Genomic DNA, 13,464 nt, shown 5'->3' with positions numbered 1-13,464 from the left:
CGGATTCGCCGCCAGACGGGCGGCTCAATGTCTCGGATCTGCGCGTAAAGCGTGTAGAGGGTGTAGGACTTGAGCATTGAACTGGTCAGCGAACTGGATGGCAGGCAAACAGACGCTCATTATCGCTCGTGTAGCGGAGCGTACCGCAGGGCCATCGGGGCGCAGGCCGACCGGTGATGGCACGGAACTGAAATGCAGCGCATGTTGGATCAGCCGGTGTCGTCTGTCGCCGTCCGACGCCTCGCGAAGTTGAATGGCAGGAGCTCGGCGATGTCGGCGTCGGGCGGACGCTGTGGTAGTTCGGTGAGCACATGAACGAGGTAGGCGTAAGGCTCGACGTCGCAGGCACGACAGGTGAGCATCAGGCTATAGATCATTGCGCTTGCCTTTGCGCCGGCGACCGTGTTTGCGAACAACCACGAGGCGCGCCCCGTGCAGAATGGCCTGATGTCGCGCTCTTATCCGCACACCGGAATTGTGCAGGGTAGAGACGGAAGGATTCGAAGCAGGCTCGTCAATCAAGTGACCTTCGTGACAAAGAATCCTGCGGTTGCTGAACATAATAAATGGTGTTCTGCTGAGGTCGTCTATCGCCACGGAGGACACCGCCATGTACGCCGATCATATGGGAGTTCGAACTTGGCACCAGATCGAGGATAGTGTGCTCGCGCCGAGCAGGCAGGCATACATCGACTACCTTCTCGGTCACGGTTACGCGCTCCATAACATTGGGCATTACCTTGCCTGTTTGGCACACTTCTCCCGCTGGCTCACATTTCGTCACGTCGGTCTTGATCAGATCAATGAGGAGCTGATTCGCCAGTTCATCTCAATTCACCTTCCAGACTGCGATTGTCCCGGACCGAGGGTTTGCGCAGTGAATTTCACTCGCGCAGCACTCAAACACCAGCTCAAGATGCTTCGCGCGCAGGGGCGCATCCGCCCCAGATCCTCCTCGTTACCGAGCACCATTGTCGATGAGTTGCGTCTTCTTGACGCCTACCCTGCCTAAATTCGTGGCCTCGCAGCATCTACCCGTCGCAATCACCGCGATCGTATAGGCGAGTTTCTGGTCAATCACTTCGGTAACCGAAGCATTGACCTGCGTCGAGTCAAACCGCAGGACATACTACATTTCGTCGTCGAGCGAAGCAAGGGCCTCAGTCCGAGGAGCGCCGGCGTGGTCGATGGCGCGCATACCGAGACGGTTGACGACGGAACAGATTTTACAGTTCCTGCATGCCTTTGACACACAGTCTCCATCAGGACAGCGCGGTTACGCCATGGCACGTTGCTGGTGGGTCTCGGGTTGCGCGCGGGAGAAGTGGCGGCACGTCAGCTCTCGGACATCGACTGGCGTGAGGGGACGTTGCTCATTCAGGCAGCGAAGTGCAAGCGGGTAGATTTCCTGCCGCTACCCGTGCAAAAAGGGCGCGCCTTGGCCGATTACGTGCACCATGGTCGAGGTCGAACTCCCAGCCGCGCACTTTTCGTATGACATCGCGCTCCGTTCGATTGCCCGGTCACCACAGCTGTCGTAGGCTGTGCGGTCAGACAGGCCTATGCTCGATGTGGATGGCCGGCTACGTCAATGGGTCCGCACTTGTTGCGGCATTCGCTGGCCAGCCGCATGCTCAGCAACGGGGCGTCTCTCAAGGATATCGCGGACGTATTGCGCCACCGCAGCCTAGATACCACCATGATCTATTCCAAGATTGACTTGAACAGGTTGGTCGCGATCGCGGCGCCCTGCCTGGGGAGCAGATCATGAGCTACTCGCGTACATTAGCTGGTCACGTTCAGGACTATCTACGCGTCAAGCGGCAAATGGGATTCGAGTTGCGATGTCAGGGTCACAACTGCTGGCATTTGCCAGCTTCGCCGAGCATTGCAGTCATCGGGGCCCGGTCACGCTGGATCTCATACTGCGCTGGGCGAGCGATGCTCATTCTGAGCGACCTATCACTGCCGCAAAGCGGGTCGAAGTGCTTCGTCCGTTCACCCGGTACCTGCAGCAATATGACCCGGGTACAGAAGTCCCACCACCCAGGATGCTGGGATCGACACACCATCGCCCGGGACCTCATATCTACAGCGACGAGGAAGTTGATCCGCTGTTGATACCCGCCAGACACTTGTCCCCGCGAGGAGGACTGCGTCCATCCCTGGCCTGGCGAAAAGTGCCTAACACCGTCTAACCGGAAATCGCGTGAAAATAAAATGGGCGACGATCGTCGTATCACTGGCAGTTACGCCGCCCGATCGTGGGGCCATGCCGACAAAGTACCATCCCACAAACCTCAGCGGCGCGTTCCAGACCCTCTGTTACGATAGAACCGCGCATCGGGATCGATCCTGGAATAATGCGTCGCGTTGCTGCGCCTGCTACCTTTGAAGTGGTCCGCACTGCTGCCGTCGTCGTCCTGATCGTCACCGTTCTTGCGCGCGAAGCTCTCGTGCCCCGCCCACGCTTGGGTCAGCGTGCCGTCCACGCTGAAATGCTCACCCGAGAGCAAACACTTCTTCTCGGCAACGGCCACTACTTCGTTGAAAAACTCGATCACAACATCGTGTTTGATCAGACGCCCGCGGTTCTTCGTGAAGACTGTTGGCACCCACACCTCGTCATCCATTGCCAGGCCGATAAACCACCGAAAATAGCAGGTTGTATTGCACCTGTCCCATCAGCTGGCTCTCAGTGCCGCGCATGATGTCCAAGGGGCAAAGTGGGGGGGCTTCCATCAACGCTTCAGGGGCCTTCCGCGATGACGTTATCGCCGGTACTTCAGCAGCCTGCTAATACGATGTGGTCAAACGTCCATGCATGCTCGCATGCACGAGCCATTGAATCCGTGCGTTTGATCGCCGTGATGTTCCGGCTCATCGCTTCACTCTTTTGAACTTGTGCCCCCACCTCTTACCAATGCACCGAATCGCGCGCTTCGTGGCGACGCACTGGCGTCATCACTGGCCGCGACCCTCAAGATGTTCACATTCAAATCAAATACACGAGCCCCATGCCAAATAATTACAAAATCTCTCTTGGCTGTTGGTTTTTCGTGTGCTTTATTTAATTCTTGTGATGGCCGGATATTAATCACACCAATACAACAGTTCGGTCCGGACTTCTTATATTTAGCCCATTCCGCTTTCCCTCGATATTTTTCACTGCGCAGGCCTCGTCTTGAAGATTCTGATTTCATCTAGGGAAAGGAGGTGTTTGAATGATTAAGACATTTAAAAAAAAGCAGGGCTGCGTCGCGTTGAAACTACTTGCTGCGGCGAGTTTCTTGCTTTCGGTAAACGTACTGGCCCAATCTCAGGCGCCTCAATATACCAACACTGGAAGCGTGCCTGGCAATGATGCCTATGTGACAGGACCCGACTCCGATCCCAACAATTCAATCAATGGCCTACGGATTCTGCTTGTCGATGGCAATTCCACGGCAGGAACCATCAAGCCACTGACCGGCGTCGACGGCTCGCCTTTTCCTCTTTTCCCGGGTTTTCCGAATTTGATCGGGCAATGGCGGGAAGCTGGCATTTCGTTTACCCGCATGCACGACCTGTTCGGCGTGGGCGACTACGACCTGCATCTAGATCCTGCTAACGCAGGCGGCGACGAGGATCTTGCGACGATCCTGTTCGGTGGCGACCAGAACGGAACCGGCCCTAAAGCGGCACAAACCACCGCCGACTACGTCAATCCTAAAGTCATATTCCCGGATCCCAATGCCGATCCTGAGGAAGCCTCAAGCTACAACTTCGCACCAACCGACATCAACATCGCAGCGATGCGCGCAGCCGGAACCAAGATCATGTTTCGCGTGGGTCGGAGCTACGGTCTGAACGGACTCGATCACCCTCCGCCCGCTCCGGACTTTGAAAAATGGTCTGATAAATGGGCTGCCATTACCCGGCACGTCGCGCTTCATTACATCAAGGGATGGGATCGCGGCATGATAAACGCGATCGACGCCTGGGAGATCTGGAACGAGCCCGATCTCGGATTAACGCTTTGGCCTGGATCGACTGAACAATATTATTCATTTTATCGCAAGATGGCGCTGGCGATAAAAAGCGTAGATCCCGATCAGCAAGTCGGGGGTCCAGGAATGGCGTTCAATTCAAACTACTTTTACGGGTCGGGCGATGCACAGACAAACGCCGCCGGCTTTGAAGAAGGTTTTCTGCGCTATCTTCGCGACAATAATGTTCCTTTAGATTTCTATTCTTGGCATTTCTACGCCTATCTTAACGACACCTATCAGTATTACCTGCTTGCCAGCAATCAACGCAAGCTTCTCGATAATTTTGGCTTTAAGAGTACCAGCAGTTTCATCAGCGAGTGGAATGGCAGTTCGGCGTGGTATGACATCGCCAAAACACAGACCGTCTATAAGGCGGCTTTTGTTTCAAGCGCCATGACTTATATGCAGGACGGCAATGTCGATTCAGCGTTTTACTATCGCGGTGACGCGCTGTACGACGGGATGTTTGCGAGAAACAGGCCTACGCCTGTGGTCGCGGCTTTCCACGCGCATAGCATTCTCGCAACGACTCCGATCCGCCTGCGGGCCAGCGGTGGCAACGCTCAGGGTTATACCGTGATCGCCGGGAAAAACGCACAGGCAACCATGCTGACGGTGCTCGTCACCAACTTTGTGCGCGATCCGGATTACGAAAGCAAATCCGTCACCAATGCTTTGCCCGAAGCCCATTTAGTCACTTCGTTACCCTATGATTCCCTGCGCGCTCGACCGTTCTTTGGCTTTATTAATCCCACTAGAGTGCACAACGCGAACAGCGGGACGCTCTCGGGTGCATTCCCTTCCTTTTACTATCCGCCTTATCAGCCCATCTCTACGAGCGTCCGGAATGGCTACGATCTCAGGATAACGAATCTTCCGTGGGGTCATCGGCCATACACCGTCACACGCTATCGAATTGACGAGACACACTCGCTGACACCCGTGGACAGCATGCCCGTAACGCGCGGCCCTCTTCACCTGCAAGGGCAAGCGCCCGCGCCATCGGTGGATTTGATTGTATTGCGAGTCGAGGGCCAATGACCTGATGGCATATGCTACGCACCGGCCTCGGAACGCGGCGGCCGGTAACGGGCGCCCGAAATTCAACCATCGACGCGCGCTGGCGTCCGGTCGCCCTGCGGCGCTCTCAAACGGGCGACAAACAGGCTGCGGTCACCCTTAACCGTCTGCTCCGATGTCTCGTTGGCGCATGCAGGCCGGGCGCGGACCAGTTGAGCCAGCACCGGAAGCGCTGGCACGCGCAATCCGGCCTCCGTCATCAAGCAGCACGTCAAGGATTGTGTAGCGCTCCAGCCCTAGGACGCGCGCCAAGTACATACGTTCCAATCAACCGCATCCGCATCCGCAGAGGCGCTGGGGCGGCGTTCGGCCAAGTCATCTGGTTTGGGCATCTCAGCCTTGAATCGAGTGTCGTTCCCAGCGCGCGCGGACCAGGCGGCTGGAGGAAGGGCTGGCGTATCGTGCTCAACATCCGTTACGACGCTAAGTCTGTGTTGGCACTTTATTTTCGGCGCTTTAATGTGCGGCAGAGGCAGCGTCTGGCCCTCCGCGATCCTTTGATGGCCGCGTAAACCAAACGAGAGGAATCAGCAGAATGAATATCGCACTGGACGCGTCGAAAAAGTCGTCCAGTCCCATGACCGCAGCCTGGCCTGTCACAATCGAATCGAATATGGCGTGCGCCGTCGACAAGCCCACGTTCGCCGATGACTGAATTGCGCTGATCTGCTGATTGAAGATTGGATTTTTAACACTTGCCTGTTCAGTGAGGCGTACGTGGGGCAAGATCGTCCGGTTGTTCCACACCGTAGTGGAAATTGAAGTTCCTGCTGGCCCGCAGAAAATTCGGAAGAAATTCGACAATCCTGCTGCAGCGGAGTGCGACAAATCTGCAAGGCAACTTGTCATCGAACCGTTAATGGTTTAAATTTAGTCCTGCACGAACCTTACCCGGAGCGCTTGATGCATCTCGCCGACAATGTGAAGCCGATCAGCTACCTCAAAAGCGAAGCGGCGCAAATCGTAAAGGATCTGACCGAGTCGGGAGAGCCGCTCATCATCACGCAGAACGGCGAGGCGAAGCTCGTCGTCCAGGATGTGAGAACCTACGAATCGACGCAGCAGACCCTCGCGCTCCTGAAAATCCTGGCTATCGGCCAGAAGCAGATCGAGCGGGGGGATCACGTCGATGGCGACGAGTTCTTCGCGGAGCTTAACGAGCTCGATCGCCAGGAAAAGCTCCGCTGATGGCGGCGCCGTTGTTGAAATATCGTTTCCTTCCGACCGCGCGGATCGGCATCGACGAGCTCAGAAACTATGTCGTCCGAACGTTCGGATGGGAAACCTGGCGTCGGACATCAGCACAATTGCAGGAAGAGATCACCCGCATCCGCCAGTTCCCCGCTAGCGGTCATGCGCCTGCCGAGCTTGAGGGTTTTCTGGAGGACGGTTTCCGGCAAGCCCTATCCGGCAAAAGCCGGATCATTTATCAGGTCCGTGACGATACCGTTTTCGTTCATCTCGTGGTCGATGTGCGACGCGACCTGCCGTCGCTCCTTCAAAGAATTGTGCTTCGCCTGATGTAACGGTACCTAGCTCTGCTTGCTTCAGTGCAAATGTGACCTGCTCGTCCGTAAACTTGCTCGTCTTCATGGCATGGCCTTCGTGTCCGCTCGCCACAGCGACCACCTGTCACGCACTATCGTTGGCTTGCACGCCTCTCGTGTTTTGATGAGACGGCAGGAGAAACGCGAGATCGAGGCCGGGCGGTGGGACGATAATAAACCCGTCTTATCTCAATGCCTGTGCTAACCATCGCATTGATCACCGTGCGGACTTTTGCGCTTTCCGATCGCGGTTTCGCGGTCGACAACCTCGAGCTTGGCCGCGTCGTTCCCCAATGGCCTTCGCCGCTGAGATGCAGTGAGATAAGACACCAGAAGCGCGGACGGTTGTGCCGCGTCGACTTGCCGATAGCGGTTCCGCTAACCGCCGCCCGCGCGGTCAGATCCTTTACGGCCTGCCGGGATGAGGACTTGCGTACACCCGCGAAACATCCAGTGGCGTTGCGTACGGCGAATTCCACAAATCGCCGTGCAGTTCAGCGAGTTGTTCCGCGAAGCCGGCATCACGCAGAATCGCTTCGATGTTGCGCGACGTGTTCAGATAACCTCCGGTCCAGTTGCTCGTGCCGACCCAGGCCACCCGATTGTCGACTGCCATGAATTTGCTGTGCAACACACGGGCATAAGGAATGAAGCCATCGGCGTCGGGCGGAAAAGAAACAATGCGGATCGACACATTAGGTACCAGCGCTAGACTCTTGAGCCACGCGATTGACGGCGCTCCGGTGTTCCAGTCAGCGACCAGCAATTCGATCTGCACGCCTCGCGCCGCCGCCGCACGCAGCGCTTCGTCGATTACGCCGTAATACAGTCGCGGCCCTTTTTCCGCCCACGCAAGCGGCGCATAGTCCATCACAGCAATGCGCAGTTCCTTGTCGGCTGCGCCGATCAGGCAAACCAGCGCGGCCTGAGAGTCGGGCACGCCGGGCGGATCATACGAGGCCGGACTCGCCACCAGCATCGTGCCGCGACTATCGTCCGTGCGACACCCATCCGGCTCGTGGCTTGCTTCCCTGTGCAACGGCTCGACCGTCTCGCCACGGGCGAGGCGCCCAGCGGCATCCCAATCCGTATCGAAGATCGCCGCAAGCTCCGAAACAAGATGCGCATCGCGCGTATGAAGACCCGTTTCGTGGATCTGCGTGAGCGAGCGCCAATCAAAATTCTGGCTACCCACGTAACCGTCCTGCCCGTCCACGAGGAAATACTTCGCGTGGATGATGCCGCCACCCGTCAACCTGTCGTAGTCGAGCGTACGGAACTCAAGACCCGGAATCGCCTTGACACGCGCGAGCGTCGCCGCGTCGGAAAAGCGCGTGCCCTTGGCTTCCATCAGGAAGCGGATTTTCACCCCGCGTGCTGCCGCCTCGCGCAGGTGTGTAATCACGGCATCAAGCGCCGCACCGCGCGGCCCCGCTTCACCCGATACATAGAACTCACCAAAATCAATCTCGCGCCGCGCGCCGTCGATCATGTCGATCCACACCGTCGCCGGATCGCGCAGCCCATGCGTGGGTAACGCGACGCCTTTCGGCAACGTCAAAACCAGTTCGTTGCTGGCGTGGATCTCATCGGTGTTCGCCGCCACGGTATCGCTCTGCGCGGCGTGCGCCCCAGCACATACGCCGCACACCCCGCACACGACGGCGAGCAATGCCCTCAGTAAAGTATTCATGGCTCGATCCCACTCAGGCAGCGCGCACGATCTCGCGCAGGTCCGCAGCGTGGGGCGCTATGGTCGCGCGCAGCAGCAGCGTCTTCAGGTGATCGGCAATACGCTCAGCCTTATCGCGGAAGTAATTGATCAGCAGCAGCACGAACAACGCCGTAGCGATGCCGAGCGCCGTCGCGAACAACGCGGTTCCGATGCCCGCCGATACGCCCTTCGGATCGGAGATGCCCGAGCTCGCCAGAGACGTGAAGGTTTCGATGATGCCGAGAATCGTGCCCAGCAGACCGAGCAACGGCGCGGCCGTAACGATCGTGTCGAGAATCCACAGGCGATGATTGAGCCGGGTCTTCATCGTTAGATAAAGTGCCTGCGAAAGATGGTCGATTTCCTCGCCATTGCGGGCACGCGCGCGTTCTTCTGCAAGCGTGACGATCGCCTCGGCGGCCAGGCCGTCATGCGTCGCAAGATGCGCAGCGACTTCATCGAGCGCGCGGCCCGAGCCGATGATCATCGCGTCGATGTCGCGCGTATGGCTCGTGGTATAGCGAAAGAAGATCGCGCGCTCGATGCTGACGAAGATCGCCAATGCAACGCACGCAAACATGAGATAGAACGACGCCTGATGCAACAATTGCAGATTCACGTATAGCTCCGGATTGGAAGAACCGGAAGTTCGCGAATGCGGCTTCCGGCGGTAGATCAGAAGTCCGCGCTGAACGTCACGGACAGAAGACGCGGCGCGCCAAGGTAGTAATAGACGCCAGCCGAGCTGGTCGTATTGAGGCTTGACGCGTTGCGATACTGGCGATTGAAGATGTTGCTGACGTTCAGGCGCACAGTCGGCTTCTTGATGAAATACGCGTCATTGAAGCGATAACCAGCATCGAAATCGAATGTCATATAAGCCGGTACGCGTTCGTCGTTGGTGAGCGTCGCGTACGTTGCGCCAGTCAGTTTGCCCTTCAGACGCGCGTACCAGTGCTCACGCTCGTATTGCAGCGACATGCCAAACAACCAGTCCGGATCGAGCGGGTACTCTTTGCCAGCTGTCGCCAGCGTGCCACTACTAGTGCGCAGGTTATCCAACTGCCAGCTATGGTTATGCGTGAGCGACGCGTAGAGTGACCAGCCTTGTATCGCCTTGGTGCCTGCTTCGAGTTCAAAGCCGTAATTGCGTACTCGCCCCGCGTTGGTATATGCACTAGTCTCGGTGTTCGGGTTATAGGCCGTCGCCTGACGATTCTGATAGTCGACAAAAAACAGCGTGCCCGAAACATTGCCCCAGCTTTCCTGACGGCGATAGCCTAGATCGACGACCGTGGACGTTTCGGCTTTGACGCTGCCGACCACCACCACCTTGCCGTTCTCGACCGCCACATTCCCTTCATAGGGCGCATAGGCGTAGTTCGGCGGCGCGCGGAAATTGCGCGCAGCATTGAAGAACACTTGCTGATCATTCGTGATGGAATACCGCGCGCCCAGTTGGGGTAAAAACGCCGAATACGATTTCGATACCGAGTAATCGTACTTACCCGCCGTATAAGAACTCCCGCTGTTCGCGTAGTTGGCAAAATCGCGATTGACGAACGGCGCGCGGAAGCCGCCCGTTACACTCAGCCGATCATTGAGCAGCGACACCGTATCCTGCGCAAAAGCCTGCCACGAAGTCGTCACGGTGCGATAGTCACGACCTTCATAGACCGTACCGTCGCTGTTGAGCAGCTGATTGCTGTCAAGCCAGTAATTCGTATTCGTGCCGTCCGCCGTCACGGCGACGGCAGGCGCGGTTTGTCGCTGGATGGCACGCTCGAACCACAACCCGCCTAGCATCTGGTGGTTTTCCCAGTTATGCGTGACCGTCGCCGTGATACCGGGACGTTGCGTGCGCGTCGCGCTCGAACTCGCTACCACTTCGCCGTTCAGAACAGTCTGCTGGCTGCCGCCCGTGCCATAGCCGTACCACAGATACGGCTGGATTTTGAGTTGCGTATCGTCGGTCAGGCGGAATACGCCTGCCACCGAAGCGATCACGTCCTCGAACGGGTTCAGCGCCAGCTTGTAATACGCCGGACTCTGCTTGCTGCCTGTATAGGTCGTCGCGTAGTCGTAGTAATAGCCATTTTTTTCGAGCTGCGAGAGCGACGGATCGTAGATATTGTTGTTGACCATGCGGGTATACGAGACGTTCGCCGTCAGGTAATTACCGTGGTCGAGATCGAAGCGGAAGCCCGCGTCGATGTGATTGCGTTTTGCGTTACCCAGTCCCTTCCATTTGTCGGCCGTTGCGTATGAATAGGAAAAATACGCTTTCGCACGACCGTTGAGGAAGCGGCCCGTATCGACCCGGAAAAAACTGTTCGAGAGATCCAGTCCCCCAACTGTTTGCGAGACGCGAACGCGGTGCTTGTCCTCGGGATCGCAGCTCACGAGCGAAATATTGCCACCGGTCGCGCCGATATGCGGCGCGTCGATGTCGGTCGCGCCTTGCGCCACACTTTGTTCGCATATGTTTTGCAGATCGATCAGTTCGGATGGATAGACCGCATACGAACCCGAATCGTTGATCGGCACACCATTCACTGTAAAACCCAGCTGTGACACGTCGAAACCGCGGATCGACAGCCCACCGCCAAAGAGGCCCGTGCCATCGTAACTGTAGGTATTCACACCCGGCAGCAAATCCATCGCCTGAAATGCGTCACCGGTCGAGCGCTCCTTTTCGATTTCTGCGCGCGTCACAGTGCTGCGCGCCTTGACCGAGTCTTCCTGGACCATCAGGCCATTACCAATTTGATTGCCCGATCCCGTGATTTTCACCTTGCCGATATTCGACGATTTCGAAGCCGCTTCCGCCTTCGAAGTGTCGACGGCCGCGCCCTTATCGCCTTCTCCGGGTGCAGTGGAAGCCCCCGTTGCATCTGCATTTTGCTGCGCGTAGACCGACGCGCTTGCGATAAAACATGCACTGGCAATCAACGACAACTTCAGCGTGCAGCGATCTTTCTGCTTTGTTTTCTTGTTCATCATCTGTGATTGAAGTCTGACAGCGTGGCACGTCCAATGTGCGTGCCGTTTTTCAGGCAAAGCTCCGCCCACGGCGCGTATCAACACGCGCCGCAGCGGGACCTCCAGGTGGGAAAAGCGTTTATTCGTCGGGTGACTGGTATTCGACGTTCATGCAAAACTCGTGGCGCGCCTGGCCGGCGAACGCCTGTTCCGGGAACGCTGGATACGTCAGCCCGGAGACCAGTTTGCGAGCGGCCAGATCCAGCAGCATCGAGCCGGAACTGGACGCGATGCGCACGTCGCCAGGTTCACCGTTTCGCGTCAGCGAAACGCAGACCTGAACCGTACCCTGCGGATGGTCTAGCATCGCCTGACGGCCCGTCGGGTAGAGTTTGTGCGCCTCCACGAGCGAAAGGAGTTTCGCCTCGTAGCTGTGATCGGCATTGCCCTTGGGCAACGGTTGTGCCGCAACGGGCGGCGTTATTTTCTGTGGCGGCGCAGTCTCGTTCTGCGGCGTGCTAACGGGTGCGGGTGCGGGCGCGGCCACGGGCACCGCCGCAGTCGCTGCAACGGTTGGCGTCGAGGTCGCCGTCGGTACGGCTCGAACGGGCGTCGGGCGCGGCGTCGACTGCGTACGCGCCGCCGGTCGCGGAGGAGGCGGCTGAAGCTGGTGCCGGGGTTGCGGCGGCTGTGCCTGCACGGGCGGCGTGGGATCGGTCAGCGCAGTGAGCGTGATCGTGAGCGGCTTCTTGACGGGCGCTGGCACAACATGTTGCGCACGCATCGACCATGTCACCACGAGTGCACAACCAAGTGCCAAGGCGAGTGTCGTCGCGCCCGACACGCCATCGCGACGAGCGTAGAAGAAATCGGCGGTCATCGCGCATCAGCTCCCTTTTGCGCGCGTCGCAATCGATACCTTGACGATGCCGCCTGCCTGCAGCGCATCCATGACGGTGACCATCTGTTGCACCGTCGCCTGTGCATCGCCTTTGATCACGACGAGCGGTGCATCGTCCCCCTTCGCCTGCCGCCGTATTTCGGCAACGAGTGATGCTTCGGTCGCGCGTACGTCGCCAACCTCCAATGCGCCATCGTGCGCAAGCGTCACGATAATCGGCGGCACAGGCGTTTTCTGGATTGCGGCATTCGATTGTGGAAGATTCGCTTTTAATCCACGAGAAGGAATGACGTTAATACTCAACAGGACAAAAAACACCAGCAAAAACATCATCACATCAATCATCGGAACGATCTCAATACGTGCATGACGTTTTGGCGAATCTTCGAAGTGAATCATTTCGACTTTAATCGTTGTTCTGGAATTTATCGGAGGGCGGTTTCAAGGTGCAAGTGCAACACGTTCTTTAAGATATGTTGCATGGGACAAAAATACGAACATCTGGGTGCTGAAGAGCGCGGTGTGATCTTCGCCATGAAGGTGGAGAATCGTAGCGCGCGGGAGATTGCCCGTGTGTTGCGGCGCTCGCCGGGCACGATCAGCCGTGAACTCAGGCGTAATGGCTGGAAGCCGGACCATGAGCGTGGGCCGATGGGTAGGCCTTCGATCGCCGGCGGCTACAATGCCGCGCGCGCTGGACAGCGAGCCGCAAGGCTGCGACGCAAGCCGCGCTGCGAGCGCAAACTGCATCCCGATGGAGCGTTGTGGCCCGAGGTGCGTCAGTCTATGGAGATGTGCTTCTCTGCTGAGCAGGTCGCCGCGCAGCTCAAACGCAATTACCCCGAAGAGCCCGCTTTGAACGTCTCGCACGAAACGATTTACCACGCCATTTATGCTGCGCCACGAGGCGCATTGCGGCGTGAGCTGGTCAGCCTGCTCAGGCAGGGGCGCGGCGCGCGCAAGCCCCGCACACGCGGGCAGGACCGGAGTGGACAACTCGTGGACATGGTGAGCATTCATGTGCGTCCACCCGAGGCCAACGACCGCCTGATCCGGGGACACTGGGAAGGGGACCTGATCAAGGGTGCTGGAAACCGATCGGCGGTCGGTACGCTGATTGATCGCAGCACCCTGTTCCTGATGCTGGTGAAGATTGACGGTGCGACGGCTGAGGCTGCACTACAAGCGTACAGCGCGGCGTTTGCGCCG

Annotated in this window: 10 protein-coding genes and 4 pseudogenes; 6 read left to right on the top strand and 8 right to left on the bottom strand. The window is 57.9% G+C overall.

Translation table 11 applies throughout. The features are described 5' to 3' along the window. Window positions 1-209: 209 nt before the first annotated feature. A pseudogene (locus U5A67_RS40020) lies at window positions 210-458 on the bottom strand (transposase domain-containing protein); the annotation flags it as partial. 152 nt (window positions 459-610) lie between these two features. Between U5A67_RS40020 and U5A67_RS40015 the strand changes: the two are divergent. Both U5A67_RS40015 and U5A67_RS40010 read left to right on the top strand, forming a co-directional pair. Further along, window positions 611-1,012 carry a hypothetical protein gene (locus U5A67_RS40015; RefSeq protein WP_321818755.1) on the top strand — a complete coding sequence of 134 codons (402 nt, stop codon included), beginning with the start codon at window positions 611-613 and terminating at the stop codon, window positions 1,010-1,012. Window positions 1,013-1,558: 546 nt separating this feature from the next. Next, window positions 1,559-1,771, top strand: a pseudogene (locus U5A67_RS40010) (tyrosine-type recombinase/integrase); the annotation flags it as partial. 556 nt (window positions 1,772-2,327) lie between these two features. On the opposite strand, the pseudogene U5A67_RS40005 reads toward U5A67_RS40010, so the two are convergent. Next, window positions 2,328-2,757, bottom strand: a pseudogene (locus tag U5A67_RS40005) (transposase); the annotation flags it as partial. 467 nt (window positions 2,758-3,224) lie between these two features. Here U5A67_RS40005 and U5A67_RS40000 point away from each other — a divergent pair. Continuing rightward, the gene (locus U5A67_RS40000; protein ID WP_321818756.1) at window positions 3,225-5,072 is read left to right on the top strand and encodes a GH39 family glycosyl hydrolase; all 1,848 of its coding nucleotides are present in this window, start codon (window positions 3,225-3,227) and stop codon (window positions 5,070-5,072) included. A gap of 495 nt (window positions 5,073-5,567) precedes the next feature. Here U5A67_RS40000 and U5A67_RS39995 read toward each other — a convergent pair. Continuing rightward, a pseudogene (locus U5A67_RS39995) lies at window positions 5,568-5,927 on the bottom strand (EmrB/QacA family drug resistance transporter); the annotation flags it as partial. 87 nt (window positions 5,928-6,014) lie between these two features. Between U5A67_RS39995 and U5A67_RS39990 the strand changes: the two are divergent. Both U5A67_RS39990 and U5A67_RS39985 read left to right on the top strand, forming a co-directional pair. Next, window positions 6,015-6,299: a type II toxin-antitoxin system Phd/YefM family antitoxin gene (locus U5A67_RS39990; RefSeq protein ID WP_321818757.1), complete on the top strand. Its 285-nt coding sequence runs from the start codon at window positions 6,015-6,017 to the stop codon at window positions 6,297-6,299. After that, the gene (locus tag U5A67_RS39985; protein WP_321818758.1) at window positions 6,299-6,637 is read left to right on the top strand and encodes a type II toxin-antitoxin system RelE/ParE family toxin; all 339 of its coding nucleotides are present in this window, start codon (window positions 6,299-6,301) and stop codon (window positions 6,635-6,637) included. The genes U5A67_RS39990 and U5A67_RS39985 overlap by 1 nt, the downstream gene beginning before the upstream one ends. 427 nt (window positions 6,638-7,064) lie before the next feature. On the opposite strand, the gene U5A67_RS39980 is transcribed toward U5A67_RS39985, so the two are convergent. From U5A67_RS39980 to U5A67_RS39960, 5 genes are all read right to left on the bottom strand, one after another. Then, window positions 7,065-8,351: a phospholipase D-like domain-containing protein gene (locus U5A67_RS39980; protein ID WP_321818759.1), complete on the bottom strand. Its 1,287-nt coding sequence runs from the start codon at window positions 8,349-8,351 to the stop codon at window positions 7,065-7,067. 13 nt (window positions 8,352-8,364) lie between these two features. Continuing rightward, a complete protein-coding gene (locus U5A67_RS39975; RefSeq protein WP_321818760.1) occupies window positions 8,365-8,991 on the bottom strand; it encodes a MotA/TolQ/ExbB proton channel family protein in 627 nt (208 codons plus the stop codon). 56 nt (window positions 8,992-9,047) lie between these two features. After that, window positions 9,048-11,324, bottom strand: coding sequence for a TonB-dependent receptor (locus U5A67_RS39970; RefSeq protein ID WP_321959826.1), 2,277 nt, complete (start codon window positions 11,322-11,324; stop codon window positions 9,048-9,050). Between the two features lie 169 nt (window positions 11,325-11,493). Further along, window positions 11,494-12,234 carry a TonB family protein gene (locus U5A67_RS39965; protein WP_321818762.1) on the bottom strand — a complete coding sequence of 247 codons (741 nt, stop codon included), beginning with the start codon at window positions 12,232-12,234 and terminating at the stop codon, window positions 11,494-11,496. 6 nt (window positions 12,235-12,240) lie between these two features. Next, window positions 12,241-12,654 (bottom strand): biopolymer transporter ExbD, encoded by a 414-nt coding sequence (locus tag U5A67_RS39960; RefSeq protein WP_321818763.1) that lies wholly within the window; start codon window positions 12,652-12,654, stop codon window positions 12,241-12,243. Between the two features lie 81 nt (window positions 12,655-12,735). On the opposite strand from U5A67_RS39960, the gene U5A67_RS39955 reads away from it, so the two are divergent. Further along, on the top strand, window positions 12,736-13,464 hold a 729-nt coding region (locus tag U5A67_RS39955; protein ID WP_321818764.1), incomplete at its 3' end, for an IS30 family transposase.

Source organism: Paraburkholderia sp. J69-1 (assembly GCF_905220255.1).
Lineage (GTDB): Bacteria > Pseudomonadota > Gammaproteobacteria > Burkholderiales > Burkholderiaceae > Paraburkholderia.
The sequence above is the reverse complement of the archived record's forward strand: the minus strand, read 5'-3'. Positions and strand labels throughout refer to the sequence as shown.